This window comes from Bradyrhizobium sp. USDA 326 (assembly GCF_049739485.1).
Lineage (GTDB): Bacteria > Pseudomonadota > Alphaproteobacteria > Rhizobiales > Xanthobacteraceae > Bradyrhizobium.
In genome coordinates this window covers 3,611,676-3,635,362 of sequence record NZ_JBMGQA010000001.1, presented here as the reverse complement: position 1 = coordinate 3,635,362, position 23,687 = coordinate 3,611,676, and the positions used below count along the sequence as shown (strand labels likewise).

Genomic DNA, 23,687 nt, shown 5'->3' with positions numbered 1-23,687 from the left:
CTTGCGGCCGAGCTCCGTCTGACCGCGCATGCAATTCTCGGTCGCCTCGCGAAGCAACGCCCCGAACAGTTCGGCCTGCACCACACCATAGCAGAGCTTGCTGGGATTGCTCAGAGGCAAAGCAGCCGAGACGATCATCCCGCACGGCTAAAGCTTCGGCGCTGGCCGCGTGTAATGGGCATTCCGCGCGTCTCCAGAAACTTCCGATCCTGCGCGGCATGGTGCAATCCCGGACTGGCCGATAGCCAGAGCTACATCGATCAAGCGAAACTAACATCCTCAGATGAGGCAATTCCCAGGCAATATGGCAGGGGGGACTGACAGGCCGGCGCCACGCGGACGAAACGTCCAGGATGACCGTTCATCTCGTGGGCTGCCAGTGGGCCCGAGGATGCGTACCCACTGGCTGCGCGAATAATCCACTATTGGGCGAATGTCTCTCCAGCTAAGGACAACCGAAGTGATCGCAGGCCTCCAGCCACGCGCGATCGGTTCACAGCGGGGTTGTCTCCCGTGTAAGCCTAACGAACCCTCCTTCGGCTAATTCGGCTTTGTAGGCCCGTCCGTTAAGTAGGATCGTGGTGGAGTTATCTGCGGTCGGCATAAAACCGTCGTGGCGCAGCTTCTCCATTAGAGCAGGTGTGGCCCATTGCTGTGCTAGCGGCATTCCGTAGCGCCATTTCTCCGCGAAGAAGGCTCCGAAGTCCGGTACCCCCGCCCGGCCGACCCCAACCACTTGGTCCTCCGCAGGGTTATGAACAAGACGAACGCGATTGGACTCATCCAAACCGGCCGTGTAGCGGTGACCTTGGATTTCATAGGTCATCGTCGGCTGGTCCGAGTCCGGCAAGAGACCGTGGTGGAACAGCCTCTCAACCATCGCGTCAGGGGCGATTTGCGAACCGTGTAAAAATCTCTGTGGAGCGGCGAATGTGACATCTACCGCTTCCTCAGGTGCGGCAGGTGATGATGGGCCAGCTTCATTCATGATCTGACTGAACAAATCATGATCTTCCTGTGTCCAGACGTGCGCTGTTGGCGATTCCGGGGAACGGGCATTGTCGATCGGGTTCGGATCCATAAAGCTCTCCTTTCTGTTGTGAGAACAACGGCTTCTTGAAGATCTCCCCCAGGGAATGAGCTGAGTTCGTCACGAATTCAGAGATGGCTGGCTTCGTCATCGAGTGGCCAAGGTCGAATGTTAAAGAGGCTGGCTTTCGAGAAGCTGACAAAGGTCGAAGAAGGAGACAAACCCGCAGCCGCATCTGCCACGTCTGATGCGATCATCTCCGAGCCAAGTCTCATTCCGCCTGGCCTCGCAGTCGGCGCGTGGGTCTGCGTCGTGCATTGCGTTCACCTGGGCGTAAAGCTGGTTAGGAGGTCCAGGTGATGCGGACCGCGGCCAGACCCAGTCTTGCACCGAACATGTGCATTTCGACCTCTGCCCGCGACCCGTCGTTCTGGCGGACGCTTCGAGCCTATGCTCGGGGCCGCTAACCAGAATGACCGCGATAGCCGCGCCAGCGCGAGAACAGACGAAAGCGAGACCTACGTGAGAGTCCGGCAACCGCGGAGCGAAGTGTTTACCTGAGAGAACGAAATCGCTGAGACGCAAAAGCAGCTGAGACGATCCTCCCGCGCACGGCTAAGGGTGCTCGGTGCCGGTGATCCGGGGACTGCCGCTGCGTGTAGTGGGTACTCCGCGAAGTCCCCAGTGCCTCGAACCCTGCGCGCCATGATACAACCTCGGACTGACAGCCGGAGCTACATCGGGCAAGCGGAACGTTACATCCTCAGGTGAGGCAATAGGAACCGCCAACTTTGTCCCGGCTGCTATGGACGCTCTGCGTCATGCAGATGGCACTCGTCTCAGGGCGTTGGAAAGAGAATTCACTGGTGTCCTGAATAAGGAAAATCGTCGTAATTTCGTGCGCGCGGTGGCGAGGTCGCCGCTGAAATGTCCGCTTCCTCCAAGCGTCCGTTGGCGAAGAACCGTAGGGCACATTCGTGCTCGCCCGTTGCGGGCGCACGAACGGTAACTCCTGGGTATGCGTCGCTGGTTTGCCTTAACAGCTCTCTAAGTGGTTGACCAAGATGTACGCCCCTGAACCTTTGGCAGCGCTCACCGAACGACTTGAGATCGGCCTCGTCGCCGTTGGGCCAAATAGCCGGGCCTTCTCCCAGTCCCGGGTGAGGCCCTCGCGCAGGAGATAGCCAACATGCGCGGGCGGGCAGCGCCGAACGCACCTTATGACGGACGACCTGGGCCTTGGCGGTCGCCAGACGCGAGCGACCCGTGAGCAGCCGGTTCGCCCGCTAGACGGGACCCGGCCGCGACACAAAGGTGGAGCACCGATGAGTGGTGGATCTTGCCCGGCGCGCGAGAGACCGCCGCAGGCGCGCTGAGCGGCGACAATCGGCTTGGCGACGAAAGGCGTGGCCCGCTGACGCCTCACGGAGCGGACGCAACCTGGCCGAGGCTGAAAGGGCGCGAGACATCGCCGATCGTGTTCGGCACCCGCCAATTTGTCTCAAACTCGCCAAAGCAGCGCAATGTCTGGGTGCCCGACAACTATAGCAGGTTCTCATATTTGTCTTGCCGGCAAGGCCAGTCATCAGATCAAGGGTAAAATGGGCCGCGAAAGGCGGGCATTTTTATTGCAGAGATTACCGTGAGGTTCGTCGTGACACGCTTTAGCCTACATGTGAACAGGCGATGGCCGTGAGGACGAACTCGGGCAAGTGGAATGCAACTTTGCGCGACCTGTCTGGTCGAAATGTTCGGGCCATGGATCGCGCTCCAGATCAGGTCGAGGATGGCGAGGCAATTTACTCCAGAGAGGCTGGAGCCGGTCCTCGGTCCGGCAGACGAACGCTTGACACGCCGCGCGGTGTTGGGCGCAACCATCGGCAACATCATCGAATTCTACGACTTCGGGACCTATAGCTTTTTCGCAATACAGATCGGTCAGGCGTTCTTCCCGGCAACTGACCAGTTTGTCAGCCTCATGCTGTCACTCGGAACCTTCGGCGCAGGCTTTGTGACCAGGCCGATCGGAGCCATCGTGCTCGGCTCGTATTCGGATCGGGCCGGCCGCCGACCGGCGATGATTGCCAGCTTTGCCATGATGAGCGCCGCGGTCCTGTTATTGGCTATCACGCCATCGTACGAGACAATAGGACTTGCCGCTCCGTTGCTAGCCATTTTCGCACGCTTGCTGCAGGGCTTTGCTCTCGGAGGTGAAGTCGGTCCAACGACAGCCTACTTGATGGAAGCGGCCCCCACCAAAGCCCGCGGTCTTGCGGTCTCCTTTCAGCCCGCGAGCCAACAGGTAGCTGCGACGGCCGGAGCGTTGGTTGGAGAAATACTCTCGCTCACCATGACAAGCGAAGCGCTCAATGCGTACGGATGGCGGGTCGCGCTGTTGCTCGGCGCGGCCACGTTGCCGTTTGGATTTTGGTTGCGGAGCGTCCTGCCCGAAACGCTGCACCGCCCCGAGGCGCCGGTTCCTGTCACCCAGCCTGAGGGGCGACGGCCTACCGATCGCCGCATCATGAGCTTGGGATTTGTCATCTTGGCCAGCTGCACGATCACGACTTATGTTACGGGATACATGACGACCTACGCGTTGAACACCCTCCGCGTTTCCACGCCTCTCGCCTTTGCTACTACGCTCATCAGCAACACGGTCGGAATTTCTGCAGCACTGTTGGGCGGCCTGCTCGCCGACCGCGTAGGCCGTCGGCCTATCATGATATGGCCGCAGGTCACTGCATTGCTGATGACCTATCCGGTATTCTTGTGGATTGCAGAGAGCCGCAGTGCCTTCGCACTTCTAGGAGGTCTCGGCGTGCTCACCCTGATCGGAACGATTCCGTATAGCGCCTTCTACGTGAGCATGGCCGAAGGTTTGCCCAAGTACATTCGTGGTCGCGCGTTCGCGACGATCTACGCTTTTGCGATAGCGATTTTTGGAGGCACAGCTCAACCGATCGTCACCTGGCTCATCCATCTTACCGGGAGTGCACTCGTGCCCGCCTGGTACATGCTTTTCGCGGGCGCGGCCGCGCTTTGTGCCATGCTTATGATGCCGGAGACGGCGCCACTCAATTATGTGCCCGACCATAGACGAACGGCCGTAACGCCACGACCGCTGCTTTAGTCATACCCGAACAGGTGAGGATGACATCTATGATGCCCGAAATGCGAAACATCGAGCCGGAGGACGGCTATGGGGCCAGCACGTAAAAGCAATCTATCCTGAAAAATTGGAGCAGCTTTACATCGAGCAGGAGCTCCTGTCGGAGCGCAGTGGCGCCGTCTGAAATGACTTGTTTCCGTTTACCCGATCTTCGCCGATGCGGCAGTTGCACGATCAGCGGGCGTCACCGACGGGCTGTAAGTGAGCCGTCACTCTGATCATAGCCTTTAGAGAACAAATAGGCCCGGCTTATACTATCTGCCAGCGCAACCATACGGCATAAGGACGCGGCCGCTGTCGGAGCAGCGGCCGCACGAGGGTCGACCCTCATTCTCTGCTTGATATGTTTCCCGTTGTCAGTGCCGGACGCACGAGGGATCCGTCAAGCAAAAAAACAGATCGCAGATGCCATTCAACGGGTCATCCACGCACTCAGGATATGATGTATCGGCTACCGGCGCACTCGCCGCAACCGGCTGCGCGGCAACGTTTGCAGCAAAAGGAGGCACCACCGCCGTTGCAAGCGCGAGGGCGCTCGCGGTCACTAACACAGACTTTTTCATTCGAGACATCGCTTCCCTAGGTTAGCCCCAGCCGCTCTCGACGGTCTATCTGACGACGCTGCAAGCGGTAAAATTGATTTTCTTGATCAGATCTATCGACCGAATGGATAAGTACGCAGCAATGGACGATCGGCTCATCGATGCGATGGGCGAGGAGTTTCAAATTCGGCTGAACCAACGGGGCCGAAGCGGGTCTGACGGGCGATGCCGAGGCCCAGCGGTCGCTCGGACCTCAACGTCAACGAGATCGCCTGCGAGATCAAAAGCGAAGTGATGCACCGGGTGCTTAGGGCCGCACGGAATCGAGCTGTAAAAGATCGATCAAACTAGTCATACGGATTGCTGTCGTGAGCTCGCGCCATGACTCAATGAACAGTCCACCAAGCTGATCTTGCGGCGGAGCATGCTCTTCCGTACCGCTCCGACGAGGACCGTCTTGCGTGACGGGTGGTAATTCGCGAAGCGTGTGACCTTAGGTCTAGCTTTAAGGTCATCAGGCGATGCGGGTCGAAGTTTTGGGCGGGCTCGAGCGGCGGCGGCGTTGGTCGCAGGACGACAAGGCACGGATTGTCGAGGAGACGCTGGCACCGGGCGCGAAGGTAACTGAGGTTGCGCGGCGCAACGGAGTAGCGGCCAGCCTGGTGTTTACCTGGCGTCGACAAGCACGGACATCGGAACAAGTTGCACCATCTTTTACGCCGGTGCAGATCGCCGCCGTAGCGGCCTCGGCTGAAGAAACTCCGAAGCTTTTGCCTACGGTTGATGGCCGAGTTCGCTCGGCGGCAGCCGCGCGTACTGGATTGATAGAGATCGATCTCGGCAACCGACGGTGCATCCGGGTGGATGCGCACGTCGATCCGGAGGCGTTGGCGCGGGTCCTCGATGTGCTTGGACGCCGATGATTTCTGTACCAGGGAATGTGCGAGTGTGGCTGGCTACAGGCTACACGGATATGCGCAGAGGCTTTCCATCGCTGGCCCTCCAAGTGCAGGAGGTGCTGCACAAAGAACCGCTCAGCGGTCATTTGTTTGTCTTCCGCGGTCGCCGCAGCGATCTTGTGAAGGTGATCTGGCACGATGGTCAGGGAGCCTGCTTGTTCACAAAAAAACTCGAGAGAAAAAAGTTTATCTGGCCATCGGTTGCCGGTGAAGCGGTAACGATCTCGCTGGCGCAGTTGAGCTACCTGCTGTCCGGGATCGATTGGCGCAATCCGCAAGAAACCCAGCGTCCGACGCGGGTCGGATAATCGTTTTGGGTTTGAATCTGATGCTCGATCTGATTCAATGGCTTCATGACATTGAAGCCGAGCGATCTTCCGTCGGATCTCGCGAGCGCCTACCTTGCGCTGCTGGCCGAGCGCGAGGCGTTGCAGGCTGAACGCGATGTGGCGGTCGCGGATGCCGCCAACGCGCGGGCGGAGCTGTCGGACAGCGAAGTGCTGATCGCTCATCTTGAGCTACGGATCGAGAAGCTCAAACGCGAACTGCACGGGCAGCGCTCCGAGCGCACGGCGCGGCTACTTGAGCAGTTGGAATTGGAGCTCGAAGAACTCGCCACCACGGCGACCGAGAATGAGCTGGCTGCGCAGGCTGCCGCGGCAAAAACCCAGAGCGTGAGCGCCTTCACGCGCAAGCGGCCGGTGCGCAAGCCGTGGCCGGACGACATCGAACGTGAGCGCGTCGTCATCGAGGCTCCAAGGACCTGCGCCTGCTGCGGTGGATCGCGGTTGGCGAAGGTCGGCGAGGATGTGACCAAGACGCTGGAGGAGATTCCGCGTCGCTTTAAGGTCATCGAGACGGTACGCGAGAAGTTCACCTGCCGCGATTGCGAGAAGATCAGCCAGCCGCCGGCACCGTTCCATGCGACGCCGCGCGGCTTCATCGGCCCACAATTGCTGGCGACGATTCTGTTCGACAAGTTCGGCATGCATATCCCGCTCAACCGCCAGAGCGTGCGCTTTAAGGCCGAGAGGATCGATCTGCCGTTATCGACGCTGGCCGACCAGGTCGGTCACGGGACCTTCGCCGTCACGCCGCTGTTCCAGCTGATCGAGCGTCATGTGCTTGCGGCCGAGCGCCTTCATGGCGACGACACCACCATCCGCATCCTGGCGAAGGGCAAGTGCACGACCGGCCGGATCTGGACGTATGTGCGGGATGATCGGCCCTTCGCCGGACCTGCGCCGCCGGCGGCGGTCTATTACGCCTCGGGCGACCGAAGGGGCGAACATCCCCAGAAGCATCTGGCCGTCTTCGGCGGTATCCTGCAGGCGGATTGCTATAGCGGCTTCGAGCCGTTGTTCGACCCAAAAAGGAAAGCGATGCCGATCACGCCGGCATTTTGCCTGGCCCATGCGCGGCGGGGCTTCTTCGAACTGGCTGACATCGAGAAAGCCGCCCGGGACGGACAGAAAGGCAAACCGGTCTCCCCGATCGCGCTGGAAGCGGTCAGGCGTCTTGACGCCCTGTTCGAGATCGAGCGCGCCATCAACGGCCGCAGTGCCGACGGCCGGCGCGCCGTGCGCCAGGAACAGAGCAAGCCGCTTCTCGACGACATGCACGACTGGCTGCTCCGCGAGCGGGAGACCCTGTCGAGCTCCTCCGAGGTCCTGAAGCCCATGAACTACATGCTCAGGCGCTGGGACGACTTCGCCCGCTTCCTCGACGACGGCAGGGTCTGCTTGACCAACAATTGCGCTGAACGCGCGTTGAGAGGCATCGCCTTGGGGCGGCGCAACTGGACCTTCGCTGGCAGCCAGCGCGGTGCCGATCGGGCCGCCATCATGCTGACGATGATCACGACCTGTCGCCTCAACGACGTCGATCCCAAGGCCTGGCTCGCCGACGTCCTCGCCCGGATCGCCGATCTTCCTACGTCGCGGCTGCACGAACTGCTGCCCTGGGAATGGAAGCTCCTGCGCCAAGCCAATCCCACCGATCAGCAAGCCGCCTGACCTTCACCCCGCCGATCATAGAACTAACTGTACCCGCGCGCATGCGTCAATCAGGCGGTCCTCGTGGTATGCGTACGCTCTTCCGGCGATGCCACCGTTGCTCGCTCGTGGCGGCGACTGAAAAAAGCAGGGAAATGACTGACCATACGACGGTGTATTGAAATCGTCTCCGCGGCGCCCGGCGCCATTGCAGTTGAAACGAAGAAGCTCCGACTTACTCGGATTGAGACGCTCAACGAAGAACGACAAGCCCCAGCATCTTTTGGAGGCCAAGGAGGCGTGATGCTGGGGCCGTCGTAGCCTGATGCTAGAGTAGCAAACAGGCGGCGTTGTTGTGCACCGCCCGGTTTGATTCGTCAAAGCGGCCGGGACGCTCAGCTCCCGTACATCCGGACCATCCGCGATCCGTTGAAGCTCGCCCGAAGAGTTTGCGCGCCAGTTCGCCGCGGGCAGGCAGGTGAAAGCACTGTGACACCGGGCGTATCGCCGCCAGCATCTGGTATATCTCCCGCCTGCAATAGTCAGCGGCCCAGCTTCTCGCCCGAGCGCCGATGTTCGCCAGGGCAGGGAATGGCAGCTTGCTTGTACGACGACCGACAATCCTCCGGATCGCCAGCCGATACCCCTCCCGTAAGAAGTGTTCTCTCCCCGGCTCCATCCTTGTGTAAGCTGGAGTTCGACGAGGCTCGGCGCAGCTCAGGCAATCCGCCGAGCCGGTCCGAAAGGCATGAACTCTGACGCCGAACGGCTCACCGGCGCAAGAAAACCAGCTCACTAGATCCCCAGTCGAGCCATCTGAGCTGAAGCGTGCTCCGGGTCGGGAAGGGGCTGCCATGGCTGGCCAGCGGCGGTGCTCAACAAGGACCTACAGAATGCGGGAGTGAGCTTGCCTCGGTGGATCACGACGTTCTCGTGCCCCTCGGCGGCTCGAGCGTTCTGCCAGTGCTGATTGTAGCCGCGCTGTTCGTCAGACTTGACGTGGCAAGCGGCGAATTCGCGATCGCCCAGCGTTGCCAATTGCCAGGCATGTACCGGCCGCTTGGTGTGGATGTGTACCCACATCGGCCTTGGCGTCGCGCCATTGCTCAGCGCCATGGGCTGTAGCTTGATTTCAAACAGCGTCTCTGGCTCTCCCTTCAAGGCGCGAGGTGGATCCACTGACGCCAGTTCCCCCGCTGCCCGTAACTGTACAAGGTATTTCTGCGATGGAAACGCATAGGTCTTCATGCAATCGCTCGTGATTGCTGCCTTTCGCGCGCTCAATGACTTTGCCTGCCCCTGAACCTCGGACCCCATCCTTTGAAGCCGGACTATCTTTTCGTGCACTTCGGGCACCTGCGCAGCGGTGAGCAGGCCCCCTCGGCGAGGCTCCTCCAGCGCGGCTACACAGGCCTCAATCTCGGAGGACTGCGTCTGCAAGCGCTTGATCACGCGATTCAGGACATGTTCGGCGTCGTCGGGCTTCATCTGGCGCGCTTGCGAGACGGCGCTTTGCTGAGCCCGCAGATCGAACTGCAGCAGCTCGTCCAATCGCTCAAGTAATCCCGGCAGTGCCTTCCTGGAGGGCGGAGCCTGCCACATCTGGAGGTGATCGGTCGCAGAGGATGACGCAGCTGCCTCCTCCGGCGTGGCGAGTTTCTTTGTACCGAGATCCGAGAGCACGATGACCTTGCCCGTCGCGGCCGCGGCGGCATCGGACCTTCCCAGTTGCGGCGCGGGCGGGCTGGCCGTCGAACTCCCCTCGCCCGCGGCTGCTCCGCGCTTTGCTTTGCCCTTTCTGCGCGCTGGAGTGCCTTCACCCACCAGGGCAGTGTTTTCAGGAAGCGCAGCCCAAGCCGGCGGTTCAATCGTCACTTCCGTCTTTGGCTGCAATGCCAGCAGCCGCATGACGTCGTTCGCCGTCACCCACGCTCCGTCCACGATCTCGCCAAGCAACTGCAAAGGAAGGTCAGCTTCCGTTCCAGCCTCCCTCAGGGGCTCAAGCATGCCCCTCAGTTGGGATGCAAATTCCGAAAGCCGTTCCATCACTCCTTCCAGAACGGCGCGGTGCTCGGCGTCGAGCACCGCTCCTCCGCGAACGGCCTCGCCCGTCGAAATAAATGCCGGAAAAACATCTTCAACAAAGGTCCCGAGCAGACGCACCTGCCCCCTCTCGTCCATGAGGGCGGCTCGCACGTCCGGTGCTAACGTGCTCGCTCGCGACTCAATCAAGAGCTGGGCGAGAGCGATGCGCGATTGCAGATACATGCACCTGGTATGGAGCGCCCAGCCCGTATTGAGCCTGAGTTGGCCCTCTTCGGTCTTGCGCATCTCGGGCGTGCTGCTTGGCAAGTGGGCAGTAGCCGCACAGACTGACTGCATCCGCTCGAAGCGCAACGCCTTCTTTCCCCACCAGTCCATGCAGGCAGCATACTGGTTCGCGACGCCCGCAACGACGCGGCTCAGCTGGTCGGGCGGAGCGGTGTCTTTGACCTCGTCGAGCAGGGCTTTTGCTTTCTTTCTCCTGTTCTCAAGTGGGTACAGAATCTCGGTGGCTACTTCGTTACATTGGTTGCCCGCATCCAGCGTGTTGTCGCGGAGCCGGCGAGCCTGATCGTCGGGCAGGATACGACGCGCCAAATTGGAAGGCAGATTCGCGTAATACTCCAGAACTGTTGAGCCTGCTTCGACCACTCGATCGATCAGCTCTTGCGCCTTTTCCGAGTTGCAGCGTTGCATGGCCGCTCGACGGCAAGTTTCAAACTTCTCAAGCAGGCTGTCCAAATTTCGCTTTGCGGCCTTGATCTCGTTGCGCGTTGGCGCCGCCATATCTGAAGCCGCAGTTCTGTCTTGAGGCCCGGAGCGCATCCGCTCCAGGACGGCATCGAAGGATTGACCGCGTTCCCCAGGGAAGAGACCAGGCTCCAGGCTCGAACGGCTCAATTCCCCGGCGCTGTCGGCTCCCGCCGCCTCACCCTGTGATGAATCAGCTCGGCCAATACCTTTCATACTTCATCTCCGAATAGTCGAGAGTGCGCAGCCTGTCTGGATAGGCCGCCTAGCTGACGACTAGCTGACCAAGAGCCATTCATCTGGATGCACAAGAAATAAGACCTCGCCTTGAGTTCCACTTCAATCGCAGCTTGGTCGTGTTGCTGAACTAGCCGCATCAGTGCCGGTGTGATCAGCTGAGACGTGACCGGCGTCCGACCTGCCCTACCCACGGAATAGTCCCTACCCGAACGCCTTGGCTCTATGCACGCGAGCTGGGCCAAGTCAAACGCTAGAGAGCAGCCAGGAACGCGCTCGCCTCCCGAACGGCGATTTTTGGCCAAGCAGAACTGGCCAGCGTATGTCGATCGGCAGACCTTCGCTCGCAACGCACGCGTCCCGCTATCCACTAAACAGACTTCGACCGAAGAGTTTACCAAGTCACCAGCCATCGACGGGTGTGCCGAGACGTCGGAGGCCATCAGCAACGACATTTTGCCCGTCGGAACTGAGCAGAATCGAGGTTGCGCAACTCCCTCAAACTATATCTCGCAAAAGCCGGGCCGCCGCCCAGGCCGGTTAAATCACACTCATAGAAATGTGGCAGCAAGCATATCGAGCACACCGAGCGTCACCCCGACCAGCGAATTGGGTGTCCGCACGTCTCTAAAGAGCAGAAAGGTGAGTATCGGCTCCACTACCAGAATAGCTCCCACTATTTCGCGGCAATGATCCAGATATTCTTCATATGCATGTGGCGAAGCGCTTATCTGAAAATGAGGTAGATGCCACCGAAGGATATCAGGAGAAACATCGGCCACAGGCATTGCCAAATTACTGCCGGTCTTCCCCAGGGAGCTTGAGGTAATCAACTCGGGGAATATCCAAATCGCTTCTCCAAGGAAAATCGCTGCAACCCGCTACAATCTTCAGCATCAATTCATCGGCCTCCACGTTCCGGCTATACAAGGCAACCCGAACAGGCGGCATCGGAGTTGCCGTTGAGGCCCTTTCGGCATCTCAGGCGTTTGCAAGTCGAGACGCGCGCCTGACATGTCGCTTCTCACGGGGACTTCAAACGTCTGCCCGGTCGATCAGTAGTTGCCCACTAAAAATGCTTCGCGTCGATCGAGCCATCTGCGCAGATTGAACATTAGTTCAGATCAATCCACCCTGACCGCGCACCGGCGGCCGGGGACTGGCGCGACCAGGCCTACGCTTCAATCCGCACGGGGAGAGCCGAATAGCCGTGCACGAAGTTAGATGCAATTCGCTCGGGTTCGCCGACGACCTCGATCTCCAGTCTCGCATCCAAGATCTCTTCCCAGAGGACTCTCAACTGCAGTTCGGCAAGATGTCGACCAAGACAGCGATGGATTCCGAATCCGAACGAGAGGTGCTGCCGCACATTCTTCCGGTCGATCACGAAACTGTTGGCGTTCTCAATGATCTCTTCGTCTCTGTTGCCGGAGATGTACCACATGACGACCTTGTCGCCTTTCCGGATCTGTTTCCCGCCTACGATGCTGTCGACCGCGGCAGTGCGGCGCATATGCGCGATCGGTGTCTGGTATCGGATAATCTCGGACACGGCGCTCGAGACCAGCTTGGGATTGTCGGCTAGTTTTCGCAGTTCGGAGGGGTACTGGCTCATGAACAGGAGGCCGCCGGTAATCGAGTTGCGCGTCGTATCATTTCCCCCCACGATCAGCAGAATCAGATTCCCGAGAAACTCACTCGGCTTCATATGGCGTGTGGCGGGCGAATGCGCCATCAAGGAAATCAGGTCGAGGCGCGGCTCGGCATTAATGCGCTCGTTCCAAAGCCCTGTAAAATAGTCCAGACATTCTGATAAGATTGTGCTTCGCTTGTCCCAGCTGTCGATCGCATGGCCTGCTTTCGGAGTTGTAACAGCTACGTCTGACCAATAGGTCAGTAGTCGCCGATCCTCAAATGGAAAGTCGAAGAGCGTGGCGAGCATTTGCGTCGTCAACTCTATCGAGACCATGTCTACCCAATTGAAGGCTTCATTGCGCGGCAAGCCATCGAGAATCGCCCTGACCCGAGAGCGGATCAAGGTTTCGAGCTTCGTCAGGCTTTCCGGTCCGACGATCGGGCTCACGGTATTGCGCTGCTCGGCGTGCTTGGGAGGCCCCATCTTGATGAAACTCTGGGTCCAGTGTTTATCAGGCACGTCGACAATAGTGACACCTTGCTTTGATGAGAATGCTTTGTGGTTTGTGTCTATCGCTACGATGTCCCGATACTTCGTCACGGACCAATATGGACCGTGGGGGCTGTCTTTGCAGTAGTGAATGGGATCTTCTCTTCGCAACCGGTCAAAGAAACCCCATATGCTATCGTCTTGAAAGCGCCTGCCTTCGCTTACATCCAGCTCGCTCAGCGGGATAATGTCATCTGCTTTATGATCTTCTGATCGCCTGCTCATGATCATCTCCGCAGATTTTGCTCCCGAGAGGTTACAGATCTAGGGTCACGATTCACCGTTCGAGCTGCCGTGAGCGTTTGGCTGCGACGGGCCGCCCGACCAGACTATCTCAAAGCGCGGCTGGCCTAGCCCTACCACGTCGGGCAGTAAGGATCGTATTGACTTTCCGACCCGATCTACTCAATCACTGAGAGCTGTCACCACGAGCTGGACGACGGCTGTGCGGGAGACAACATCCGATCGAATACACACTCCCAAGGTCGCCAGCCATTTTGCGACCTCTCACTGTCGTTTCGAGTCCAGGGAGACCAATTGAGGCGGCTCGGCAGTCTGCCGCCCATCGTGATCTTGGCCGAGGCACCCCAAAGCGGCGAAGCTGGAAGGGGCAATCCTCTCTTGCATAGTAGTTCCCGCATTGGGTGTCCTGTGGGGTAACCTGAGAAAGAGGGCGGTGCGAGGAGGCTCTGAAATGCGGACGCGAGCAGGTGCAGGTAAGGTCCGCAGGTCTGCAAGGTGAGCGCCGGAGAGGCTTCAAACCTGATGCGGTGTCCGGCCTGGAAGGCTCGGACACTGTAAAATGGAGGCTGAAGCCTTGCACCGAAACGCTGCAGGAACCGTTTCGGTCGAGAAACGTGGGAGGCGGGGCAAATCGGAGCGACCGCGCATGACGGAGCACCGTCCCGACTAGTCGCCGAAGCCGAACGCCTTCGCGTCAGGTCGAGCAGCAAAACCTGGGGCAGCCCGCCCGAGGCAAATGTGCGAACAGCACGTCAGAGTGAGACCGGCGCTCAAATGCGCCGATTCGCTGAGATCTCCCGCCGCATGATCAAGTCGAGAGCTTTTCCCGCCTAGATAGCTGCGTTAAGAGATCCTCTCTTTAGTAGTGGAGGAAGTGATGAGCCATGACCGGATCGTTACGGCGGCCATCATCGCCGTTGGCGCTCTCAACACGGTGCTCGCAGCGATAGCGCTCTTGTCGTTCTGAGCAGCGCAATTTTCTCATGCGACAAGAGGCCATCTCGATTGGCGGCCTCTTTCATTCACGCAGCGTCTCCGCGTATGGCCCGATCGCGTATACGGAACGCGGTCTCCGCTTGGTCCGCTTCGTGGCGCCAAGGATCATGCAGCCTATCTTCTTTTCAGCCCGCCGGTTCGAAATCGTGAGTAGGTCATCCGGTACCGGGTCTAGCGGCTTCGGGGTACCCGTCCACCGCACCCGTTAAGAGAGTAGTTACCACTCACTGTCAGCATTTCCATATTAGGTCGCCATAGGCGGCAGCCAATCTGAGAACGTCTGATTTTCCGACACGCCCGGTTAGCGGTCTCTTTCAGGAGAGGCCCAATGTTCAAGGGCTTCACGGTGGCAGTTGCGGCGCTGATTTCCACAGCGCAACTGGATCAATACCTCACGCACGGTCGGTACACCGACGCGGCGATCGCTATGCTCCGGCACATCAGGCATGGGTTTGGCTTTTGAGAAACCGGAACGCATCTGGAAAGCAATTCACGGGTTGATCTCGATGCGGAGGAGCAACGCGCCATAGCCATATTGGGAGCTGGGCTTTGTGTCGAGCTGTGTGACCTGCTTGCTCTCCTGAGCTTGAGGCAGCTCGGTCTGATCGGAGTCTGCGATTTGAAAGCTGCCGCGCACGAGTTACGGAGGCGCGTTGTCTTGAGCGAACTCGGGTAACGATCAGGTGATGATCAGATGATAAAAGTGCGGATCTAACATGACGGTGCGCGACAAGACGTTCTCACCGCGCCGATTTTTAGGTCCTCAGGGGGCTAAGGGCTGGATGGGGTCGACAACGGAAGGGGCCGGCTCTGGTTGGGATTAATTGGGCGGTCAATTTGACCAAAGAGCAAGCCGATCGCCTCGCGGAGATTGAGTTGACGAGCACGAGCGGGACTAGCGTAAGCCCGGTCAGAGCCTAGACAGCGAGACGGATGAGTGGACATCCTCTTCATCTTGCCGATCAACGCCGAAAAGACATACCGACACCGCCCGCCTAGCATGCTTCCTTCTTTGGACAGACTGATCTCGCGAACCGCCATCTCGCCCACAGCAAGAGCGTCAGTCACTCCAGGACTATGAACCTCAATCACTCTTTTGCGATCAGTCGCAGTTTGGATCGCCATGATCGACTCGACCAAGCCAAGCTTCCTAAGAGCGCAGTTCAAGCCAGACTCGAAAAGGTGTTGTTGGTCACGAGCGAAATTGATGCCGGAAATCAGGCGCGAGATCGGCATAGCTGCGCTCCCGTGCTTGATCTGGCGGAAGCACAAAGAGTCTCTCAGACGCTGAAATAAGTCACGGACCCGCGATGATGTTTGTGGGCTGCACCTCCAGGAAATAGCAGTCATGGGACTCATAGTGCCGATCTCCATAGTAACACTTCGTCTCTAGGCGCAAAGTATTGACCATCCAGTCAGCACCGCTTCGGAGCCGAGTTTATGCTTAGGCGTTGCCGACAGATGCGCCTTCCTTCCGACGTGTCCGCTTTGGGCTGAAACCGGCAACCTCAACCCGAGCAGATGTCTTCCGCTTGGCCCTCGTCAGCCGACATTGCGTTATTGGTTCAAGCCCTAGATCATTTCCCTTTTGCCAACTCGAAAGCTACGAACGTAATACCCCTGTCGCTGAACGGCCGACTTTACCTCGTCGCTGACTTTGAGAACTCTAGTTCTGCTCTTGTGCCATTTATTGGAAGAGTAAAGTGCGGGCATCTCAGAAGCGTTGCTTATGACGAGGAAGTCCCGCTTGTTATTACGAATAGACATCAAACATGTCACCCTCGCAGAAATGTCGAGTAGAGCAAATATGTTTGGTAACGACCGTGTCAGCTGTAGTGCGCTGGGCCCCCGAGCGGGTGGTAGTCTGGGATGCCTGCTGGTTAGACTTCGCACCCAGTGAATGTCGGGGAAATGTTAGCGCGCCAACCGATCAGCTCAGATTTCTTTTTGCATGCTGTTTCCATGCCAGGCCAGTGTACTAGTTCCGTGAAGGCCATGCGGTGAATAATGGTCTAGCTACGAGTGCTTAGGCAGATCGATCGAGAGATCCGGAGCACCATTTAGGAGGGTATCCTGATCTGGAACATAGATACTATCGAAAACCCTCAGGCCGTGAGCCGTTGCCGCGCCAATAATGATGAAAGGGAGCTTGACCTGCTCTAGATCTTCGAAGCTGTCACCGCCGACAATCCGAAGATAATCGAATTTAAACCGTCGGAACTTTATGTGAGATGCAGCCGACGCTACAAGGTCCTTGACGCTCGACGCTCCTCGGACGATCTCTTCCCTTAAATGGTTGAGTGCCGTGAAGAGGCATGACAGCTCATCAAGCTCAGACCGGCTAAATCGCCTTAAGCGCGACGAAATCGGCACTCCATTCTTGTATCTCACGGTCGGCACAAACCTTATCTCGCAATCGAGAAGGAGGTCTGCAACGGCGCGCTTCACCAGGATCGCCTGACCGATATCTTTCAGGCCGAAGTAGCTGCGAGTTGGCCGCGCATAGCAGATCCAGCGGACCGCACCGGTCAGGGCTTCCTTCAAGCACGCCTCAGGCCCATCTAAACGCAAATGATAGTCACCTTGCGATACGAACGTTCGATAGCCAGGCGGAAACATTTCGGTGTCGCTCGAGGAAATCACGGCAGTCGCTCCCGAACGTAGGGCAAGTCCAATATCATCGTCCAAATTGAAATTGTAGCTCCCACCTGGTCTAAGCTGGATCTTGTTCGGGTACACTGTGACAATCGCGACGTCATTCTCCAAGGCCGCTCTTCTGATCAGTTCTGCATGCCCAAGATGCAGGGCGCCCAGAGTGTGTACTGTGCCAATGGTCTGACCTGTTCTTGCGACCTCCCGGATGAACGCCTTGCCTGCGGAAAGACCTGCCAGATGCATGTTCTTACTCCAGTTTCCTTGAACGCAAAAAGAGTGGAGCGCTTGGATCTCGGAAGATGCGCGGCGGGGGCATCCTGTGTGGGCCGCGCACGCAGACGAGCTCCAAAGAGCTTCAACGCCCGCTTACAGTCGAATGACCGCATCAAACTGATCTAAGCTCGTGGGCACTGTAGCTCCCTCTGTTCTTGCGGTTTTCAAAGGAGTCAGGTTGACCCTTCTCGACCACGTCGCATCAACGATGAGAGTTCAGCCAGATAGTTCGATGACTCGTTCAGCTGATCCCCCTCCAGAGCGACCTGCAGTCCCCGACAACGGTCGGCAAAAAACGGTGGTTATCTTAGCGCCTAAAAAGTCGACCTTCACGAAGCTGGCCTGGAATGGCGATATCCCACTCAGGTTCGCATCGCGCAGGGACGATTGGTTCATGCGAACGTATGCGGCCCGCGTTGCCTCCAGGTTGCTATCGGTCATACCCGCGGCGAGATATGCCTGAACGAGATTGGAGCCTTCGAGATTTGCGTGACCCAATGCCATTGATTGCGGCGGATCACCGGTGATCATCGACCTGTAGAGGTAAGCCTGTGATAGGTCCGCATGTTCGAGATCGCAGTCGCGCACAAAGGCGCAGCGGCCGCGAAAACCGGTGAGTTTGGCGGCTCGCATTGTGCTCTCTGTTATCGAAATGCTCTCACCTGATGCCTGAGATAGGTCCGCTCCGTCCAGCTGACAGGAATGAATAGATGCACTGTTGAGCACAGCACCGACGAGGTTCGCGTCGGACAGGCCTACGGACAGAAGCCGCGCCTCGGTGAGGTCTGCCTGTTCCAGCTCAGCGCTCGCGAGATTTGACAGGTGAAGATCAGCGAATGGGGCGCTCAGGGCTCTCGCCCGAATCCGCCCGCTCACCTTTGAGAGTCTCAGATACGGAAGATGAGCACCTTCCAAGACAAGACCATCGATGGAGGTGGGACGCACGATCGATAAGCAGTCTCCCTTTGAGTGGAAGAACGAGCAATCCGCCAGATGCGTCTTCGTGATAGCGACTTGGCTCAGCTTAGCAAAGCGGAAGGAAGCGGAAGGAAGGAAGCATTCATTGATAGTTGACCCTTGCAGTTCCGCGCCATCGAATACAGCATTACTCGCGTCGCACTGATAAAGGAGAAGCCCGCTGAGCATCGCGTTGTCAAAGCGTGTTCTTTTCATACTGCAACCATGAAATAGGCTGCCGGTTGCATCAATTAAATTGCGCAGACTGGCGTCATCGAAGTTGCAGACCTGCGCTGCCATGGCGTGCATATAGGCAAAATCAAGCTTGGCCCCGAGGAAACTTGCCCGCTCTAGCCCCGGACGGGGAAATGGATGACCCAGAACCTTGGCGGCCTCCACATACCCTGTCCCTTTGATGGCAAGCATCTGGCCCCTGATCATGCGCGCATAGCCTGGCGCTGTGCCGATTCCGACAGCTATGACCTCAGTCAATAGGGACGGGCCAAAAACGGTCACGAACACAAGGGCGAGCAAGAGCGTGGGAATCGCAAAGAGCACGTCGACAATCCGGCTGAGGATGCTATCGACTACGCCACCAGAAAGCGCTGCGGCGACGCCGATAACGATCGCAATGAACATGCTCAGCGCCGTTGCGCCAAGTCCGATGGCGAGGGATTGGCCCGTCCCCTCGACTATTCGAGAGTAAAGATCTCGCCCCAATTGATCAGTTCCCAACCAATGAATGATCGACGGAGACTGCAATGACGATCTCAAATCTATAGCGAGCGGATCGTGCGTCTGCAGTACCTTTGGGGCCATAGCCGCGAAGGCAAAGAGGCCAATTATTATAAGAGAGACGGTAACCCGGAAGGGGACATGGCGCGTGATTGCCAGGACTTCTTTGAGCGAACGAGATATGCTGACTTCGGCGAACATGCTCATGTCAACTTGAACCTCGGATCGACCAGCCGGTAAGTCAGATCGACGATCAAATTGGCAAGAGCGAATACGCCCGCAGAGATCAAAACAGCTCCCGAGACAATCGGAACGTCTCTCGAGGACGTTGCAGCGACGAGGACTCCACCTAGGCCTTGACGGGCGAAAACCACCTCGATCAAAATCGCGCCCGAAAGAAGTTTGCCGAGCGCCCAGCCTGACAAAGTAATCCCGGGCAATGCGGCGTGGCGGAGGACATGGCGAAGCCTGACGCCAAAATCACTCATACCTCGGGCCCGCGCGGACGTGACGAAGGGCTGCTCGAGCACGCGCGTGAACTCGTTCTGAACGACTTGTCCAAAAAAGCCCGACAGTTCAAGAGCCAACGCAAGTGTCGGGAGAATGAGCCCGACCGGGGAATTTCCACCGATGACCGGAAGAATGCGCAGCTTTACCGCAAAAACAACCAGCAAAATTGTGGCCAGCCAGTAAGGCGGCACTGTTGCCAAAAAGACTTGCGTGTCATTGAGCAGCTTCGACCATATGTTGTCTCTGCCGGCGATGAACAAGGTTGTCAGGATGGCGATAATCCATGCAATCGGCAGCGCGGCGACCGCCAGAATAATCGTAGGCCCAATCTGATCCGCGATGATCCCTGCGACAGGCCGATGCTGCTGGTAGGATTCACCAAGATCTCCATGCAGGATTCCCAGCATGTATTTTCCGTATTGAACCACGAGTGGTTGATCAAAGCCGTATTTCGCATTGATCGCCGCGAGTTCTGCCGCGGACGCCGGCCCGACGTTGCCACTTGTCACATTAATGATGATCTGGGCGCGATCGCCAGGCATCACACACTGAATTAAGAACGCAAACGTTGCGGCAGCCCACACCACCCACCACGCCGGCCAATATCCGGCGCGTGAACCAAACAATGGCATGATGGGTTGCTATCTTCATGGCATCATTTCTTGTCGTCAAAATGGGCATCATAGAAGACAGGTTCGCCAACTGACCCACGGTCCAGCCAGACGTCTTTCAGGGTCGGCTTGGTCGCCAAAGTTACGTCCAGGACAGTAAGGCCAATAACGGGTGCCTCATCCACGATCTTCCGTTCCGCCTGCTGATAAAGGGCGGTACGTTCAGCTCCATTGAAATTCTGTTCCGCCTTTCGAATGATGTCCCAAAGCATCAGATCCTGGTAGCGCGAGGGATTGAAGCGATTGGGCTCGCCATTCTGATCGGGCTTCCACGAGATCCGGAATATCTCAGCGCCGGGGGCAACCCAATAGAGGAGAACGACCTCATAATCATCGGGTCCGAGGTTTTTCCCGGCGAAGAAGTCAGCCGGATTGGTGGGTTGAAGACGTACGTCAAAACCGGCCGCCCGTCCCTGCTGCTGGACAACTTGCAAGGCTTGCTCGCCATCCGGCTTGAGAAAAGCGTACGAATAGGAAATGCGAACGATGAGCGGACGACCGTTCTTGACACGAACGCCCGTAGGATTGCGCTCAGTCCAACCCGCCTGATCAAGCAGCTGATTGGCCTTGCGAATATCGTACCCATAGGACTGCCCGAGTTCAGGCAGGTATTCCGGCGAGCTCTGACTTAGCGCACCGTTGCCCTCGAACGGTAAAGAGCCGAGGAAGGATGTGTCGACCGCGGCCTTTCGGTCAGTAGAATAGGCAAAGGCCCTGCGGACGAGCACGTCGTCAAATGGGGGCCGGGCCGTATACAATGCGAGGCGCAGGGGGGTGTCCCCCGTCAGGTGCCGTAATACTGGAAAGCGGAAGTTGGCGTCCTTCCATGCGACAGCCGGAATATCGTATATGGCATCGGTCTCCCCCGCGATCAGCGAGCCGTATCGGACAGTCTGATCTGGCAGAAACTTCCAACTGATCCCGTCAACGTAAGCCGGCCCCTGATGTCTGGCGGTGGCCGGCGCCGAATTGTATTCGGGATTGCGGCGGAAGGTGACTTCTCGCCCATGGTGCCACTTGTCGACAATGAATGGACCTGAACCGACGGGGTTCTCGCAATTGACCGCAAGTCCACGTTTGAGTGCCGATGGCGAGAGAATGCCTTGTGAGGATTGGGCGAACACGTTCAGCAAGGGCTGGAACGGCACCTTCAATTTTACTTCCAATCTCAGAGGAGCAATTGCCCTCGCCGATTCGAAGCTCTCGCCGAGATAAGGAGCGGCAGTCGGATTGCGAAGATCGGGGTCATTGCTGAGCCACCCGTTGATATTGTCAGCGATGGCCTGCGCATCGAGGGCGCTCCCGTCAGTGAACTTTACATTCGGCTTTATCTCGAATGTGTACACCTTTTTGTCGTCGGAGATGGTCCAAGACTCGGCCAGCCATGGCAAAATCTTGCCGTCCTCGTCGCGCGCAACCAGATTATCGCTGTACTGGCGTTGCAGATACCATTGCTGCACCCATCCTCCGAACAGGCAGGCAGGCTCTTGAAAATGCCCGTAACGAATAACGCCTCCTCGCTTGACGCTGCCGGCCAAGCCTTCCTGCGCATGAACGCTGGGCGCCAATTGGGACAGGCCCAAGAGCATGACAAGGGTAGCCGCCAGTGTTCTTGCTTGACGGTTGGACTTGCCAGTGAAGCGCCTCGCTGACCGCGCATTGGCTAAATGCATATCCAGGCTCCAGAGATTTGGTGTTGAGGAAGCGTCAGAGCGGTGAGCTAGCTGTGGCTCGTGCCGGCTCGAACGGAGTAGAAATGCCGAAATGCTCTCGCAGTGTCTGTCCCAGATATTCTTTGCGAAACAGCCCGCGCTTCTGCAGGATGGGAACCACATTGTCGACAAACGCTGAAGTGCCATCGGTGAGAACATCCGGAATGATGTTGAAACCATCGACCGCGCCGGCGCGGAACCATGCCTCAATCGAATCCGCGATCTGCTCGGGTGCACCCACAAGCAAGCGGTGGCCAAAAGCTTGAACGCTGCTGATGATCTCGCGAACCGTCCGACCTTGACGCGCCAGAGCTTCAATCGTGCGATGGTGACCGACAGAAAACGGAACATGATCTGCATCAGGCAGAATCTCCTCCGGGATTGGCCTCTCGAGGCTGAGCTTCTCGACCGCCACACCCATGCTTCTTGCAAGGGCGCCGAGGGCGCGCTCCAGATCGAGCAGTCCATCAAGGTTTTCTTTGCGACGAGCCGCCTCGTCCTCGGTGCCCCCGATACAGGTGACAAGGCCCGGCAGGATGAGCGGAGCCGCAGGGCGGCCGAATTGCCGAGAGAGCGCACGCAGGCGCTCTGCCTCCCTCAGAGCCGTCGTCAAGTCCCCGGCGGCCGCAAACACGACATCTGCACTGCGGGCACCAAGCCATAGTCCGGGATCCGAACCGCCCGCCTGAACGATGACTGGGTGACCTTGGGGCGAAGCGGGATGCGTCAGTGGGCCTCGGATGCCGAAACTATTGGTATCGGGATCCAGGAGGCGGAATTGACTCTGATCTGCGTAAACTCCCGCAGCCTGATCGGCGATGACCACCTCGCCGCTCCAGCTCAGCCAGAGAGCGCGGACCGTTTCAACGAAGTCCTCGGCCCGTCTGTAGCGATCCACTCGCCCGACTTCTCGACCGCCAAAGTTTGCTACCGTCGCCGGGCTCGACGTCGTGACTGCGTTCCAGGCAACGCGGCCACCGCTGATGACCTCGAGCGATTGGAAACGCCGAGCGAGATTGTATGGTTCATTGTAGGTCGTCGACGCTGTCGCGATCAGGCCAATCCGCTGCGTTTCGCGTGCAATCACCGCAAGAACGAGGGTAGGTTCGAGCCCATTCAGCGGTGGCTGGTGCGTAATGTCGAAACTTATCGCGGGAGTATCGGCGAGGAATACAGCATCCAGCAGACCACGCTCCGCAACCTTCGCAGCCCGGACGTAGTGCTCGACATCGAAAAAGGCGCTTGGATTTGTACCTGGCCAGCGCCACGCGGCGGAATGGCCACCAGCGCCATGAAGATTTAGGCCGAGATGAAGCATGGAGTTAACCGAAGACATCACAACCCCTAATGCGGCGGCCTCTGAGCCAGTTGGTGGGCGTTGAGGACAAATCAGCGACCACCCTGCCCTTTCGCGCAAGCTCACGCTCAATGTGCGCCGGGCAACCGATTTGAGGCATGGATAACAAACCGTCGGCTGATGTTAGAGGGCTCTCCCCGAAGAAGATTCGGGTACGTGCTATGATGTTCTGCGCGCAGGCGCAGCCCAAAAGAGCTTCGACAACGGTGGTCGCCGATTGACGCTGTCGTGACAGCCAGTTTCCAGCGGCTAGTTGATCCCACACGAGTACACTCACATCTGCGCTCCAGAATTCATCAAGGCCAGCTGCTTCTCAGGAAGGTGTTCTGATGCCCATTCGCGATCGGAACGTTTGGACTCGCGACCGGGCGAGCAAGGATCGATTAGAGGATTTTTAGAGGGCGAAACCACGCAAACGCAATAGTTGAGTATTTCAATCTACTATCGTCTGTTGGCATCCCATTCTATTGCGAAGTCTATCTGTCCATCGCTTAGCCCAAATGGTCTCTGATCAGGCTCCCCGAACATGCGCTGCGTGATTGCAGCGACTTTAATTGGCAGCGCCGGCTCAAAGCGAGGGACATGAATTGATGCGCTCGAGAACACAAACAGATTAGGCGAGACATTACTGATCAGCCGCATGCTGCCCCGTTGCAAAGCGACATC

Annotated in this window: 13 protein-coding genes; 5 read left to right on the top strand and 8 right to left on the bottom strand. The window is 58.2% G+C overall.

Going from position 1 to position 23,687, the window contains the following annotated elements:
• Positions 1 to 493: 493 nt before the first annotated feature.
• Positions 494 to 1,081 carry a hypothetical protein gene (locus tag ABIG06_RS17190; RefSeq protein WP_036030845.1) on the bottom strand — a complete coding sequence of 196 codons (588 nt, stop codon included), beginning with the start codon at positions 1,079 to 1,081 and terminating at the stop codon, positions 494 to 496.
• Positions 1,082 to 2,816: 1,735 nt separating this feature from the next.
• On the opposite strand from ABIG06_RS17190, the gene ABIG06_RS17185 reads away from it, so the two are divergent.
• The 4 genes from ABIG06_RS17185 (at position 2,817) to tnpC (ending at position 7,718) form a co-directional block, all read left to right on the top strand.
• Positions 2,817 to 4,163, top strand: a complete 1,347-nt coding sequence (locus ABIG06_RS17185) for an MFS transporter (protein ID WP_199752452.1) — start codon at positions 2,817 to 2,819, stop codon at positions 4,161 to 4,163.
• Between the two features lie 1,102 nt (positions 4,164 to 5,265).
• Positions 5,266 to 5,667: an IS66-like element accessory protein TnpA gene (gene tnpA, locus ABIG06_RS17180; RefSeq protein WP_074448291.1), complete on the top strand. Its 402-nt coding sequence runs from the start codon at positions 5,266 to 5,268 to the stop codon at positions 5,665 to 5,667.
• Between the two features lie 23 nt (positions 5,668 to 5,690).
• Positions 5,691 to 6,011, top strand: a complete 321-nt coding sequence (gene tnpB, locus ABIG06_RS17175; protein ID WP_370137884.1) for an IS66 family insertion sequence element accessory protein TnpB — start codon at positions 5,691 to 5,693, stop codon at positions 6,009 to 6,011.
• Between the two features lie 45 nt (positions 6,012 to 6,056).
• Positions 6,057 to 7,718, top strand: a complete 1,662-nt coding sequence (gene tnpC / locus ABIG06_RS17170; RefSeq protein WP_124163996.1) for an IS66 family transposase — start codon at positions 6,057 to 6,059, stop codon at positions 7,716 to 7,718.
• A 774-nt stretch (positions 7,719 to 8,492) separates the two neighbouring features.
• On the opposite strand, the gene ABIG06_RS17165 is transcribed toward tnpC, so the two are convergent.
• Positions 8,493 to 10,706 carry a hypothetical protein gene (locus ABIG06_RS17165; RefSeq protein ID WP_370137882.1) on the bottom strand — a complete coding sequence of 738 codons (2,214 nt, stop codon included), beginning with the start codon at positions 10,704 to 10,706 and terminating at the stop codon, positions 8,493 to 8,495.
• A 1,195-nt stretch (positions 10,707 to 11,901) separates the two neighbouring features.
• The gene (locus tag ABIG06_RS17160) at positions 11,902 to 13,137 is read right to left on the bottom strand and encodes a cytochrome P450 (RefSeq protein WP_124163636.1); all 1,236 of its coding nucleotides are present in this window, start codon (positions 13,135 to 13,137) and stop codon (positions 11,902 to 11,904) included.
• Between the two features lie 1,342 nt (positions 13,138 to 14,479).
• On the opposite strand from ABIG06_RS17160, the gene ABIG06_RS17155 reads away from it, so the two are divergent.
• Positions 14,480 to 14,614 (top strand): hypothetical protein, encoded by a 135-nt coding sequence (locus ABIG06_RS17155; RefSeq protein WP_260374199.1) that lies wholly within the window; start codon positions 14,480 to 14,482, stop codon positions 14,612 to 14,614.
• Between the two features lie 1,553 nt (positions 14,615 to 16,167).
• Here the strand turns inward: ABIG06_RS17155 and ABIG06_RS17150 are convergent.
• From ABIG06_RS17150 to ABIG06_RS17130, 5 genes are all read right to left on the bottom strand, one after another.
• Positions 16,168 to 17,049 carry a pantoate--beta-alanine ligase gene (locus ABIG06_RS17150; RefSeq protein WP_124163635.1) on the bottom strand — a complete coding sequence of 294 codons (882 nt, stop codon included), beginning with the start codon at positions 17,047 to 17,049 and terminating at the stop codon, positions 16,168 to 16,170.
• A gap of 246 nt (positions 17,050 to 17,295) precedes the next feature.
• Positions 17,296 to 18,978, bottom strand: coding sequence for a pentapeptide repeat-containing protein (locus tag ABIG06_RS17145; RefSeq protein ID WP_245454660.1), 1,683 nt, complete (start codon positions 18,976 to 18,978; stop codon positions 17,296 to 17,298).
• Positions 18,975 to 19,913 carry an ABC transporter permease gene (locus ABIG06_RS17140; protein ID WP_424578356.1) on the bottom strand — a complete coding sequence of 313 codons (939 nt, stop codon included), beginning with the start codon at positions 19,911 to 19,913 and terminating at the stop codon, positions 18,975 to 18,977. Before ABIG06_RS17140 ends, ABIG06_RS17145 begins: the two co-directional genes overlap by 4 nt.
• 23 nt (positions 19,914 to 19,936) lie before the next feature.
• The gene (locus ABIG06_RS17135; RefSeq protein ID WP_124163633.1) at positions 19,937 to 21,625 is read right to left on the bottom strand and encodes an ABC transporter substrate-binding protein; all 1,689 of its coding nucleotides are present in this window, start codon (positions 21,623 to 21,625) and stop codon (positions 19,937 to 19,939) included.
• Positions 21,626 to 21,659: 34 nt separating this feature from the next.
• Positions 21,660 to 23,000: an NtaA/DmoA family FMN-dependent monooxygenase gene (locus ABIG06_RS17130; protein ID WP_036032050.1), complete on the bottom strand. Its 1,341-nt coding sequence runs from the start codon at positions 22,998 to 23,000 to the stop codon at positions 21,660 to 21,662.
• Positions 23,001 to 23,687 lie beyond the last annotated feature (687 nt).

Excerpts from the sequence above, each read along its gene's own strand:
- tnpC (WP_124163996.1), top strand. The coding sequence starts at position 6,057 with ATGACATTGAAGCCGAGCGATCTTCCGTCGGATCTCGCGAGCGCCTAC.
- ABIG06_RS17165 (WP_370137882.1), bottom strand. The coding sequence starts at position 10,706 with ATGAAAGGTATTGGCCGAGCTGATTCATCACAGGGTGAGGCGGCGGGA.
- ABIG06_RS17150 (WP_124163635.1), bottom strand. The coding sequence starts at position 17,049 with ATGCATCTGGCAGGTCTTTCCGCAGGCAAGGCGTTCATCCGGGAGGTC.
- ABIG06_RS17155 (WP_260374199.1), top strand. The coding sequence starts at position 14,480 with ATGTTCAAGGGCTTCACGGTGGCAGTTGCGGCGCTGATTTCCACAGCG.
- tnpA (WP_074448291.1), top strand. The coding sequence starts at position 5,266 with ATGCGGGTCGAAGTTTTGGGCGGGCTCGAGCGGCGGCGGCGTTGGTCG.
- ABIG06_RS17140 (WP_424578356.1), bottom strand. The coding sequence starts at position 19,913 with ATGCCATTGTTTGGTTCACGCGCCGGATATTGGCCGGCGTGGTGGGTG.
- ABIG06_RS17145 (WP_245454660.1), bottom strand. The coding sequence starts at position 18,978 with ATGAGCATGTTCGCCGAAGTCAGCATATCTCGTTCGCTCAAAGAAGTC.
- ABIG06_RS17130 (WP_036032050.1), bottom strand. The coding sequence starts at position 23,000 with ATGTCTTCGGTTAACTCCATGCTTCATCTCGGCCTAAATCTTCATGGC.
- ABIG06_RS17185 (WP_199752452.1), top strand. The coding sequence starts at position 2,817 with ATGGCGAGGCAATTTACTCCAGAGAGGCTGGAGCCGGTCCTCGGTCCG.
- ABIG06_RS17190 (WP_036030845.1), bottom strand. The coding sequence starts at position 1,081 with ATGGATCCGAACCCGATCGACAATGCCCGTTCCCCGGAATCGCCAACA.
- ABIG06_RS17135 (WP_124163633.1), bottom strand. The coding sequence starts at position 21,625 with ATGCATTTAGCCAATGCGCGGTCAGCGAGGCGCTTCACTGGCAAGTCC.
- ABIG06_RS17160 (WP_124163636.1), bottom strand. The coding sequence starts at position 13,137 with ATGAGCAGGCGATCAGAAGATCATAAAGCAGATGACATTATCCCGCTG.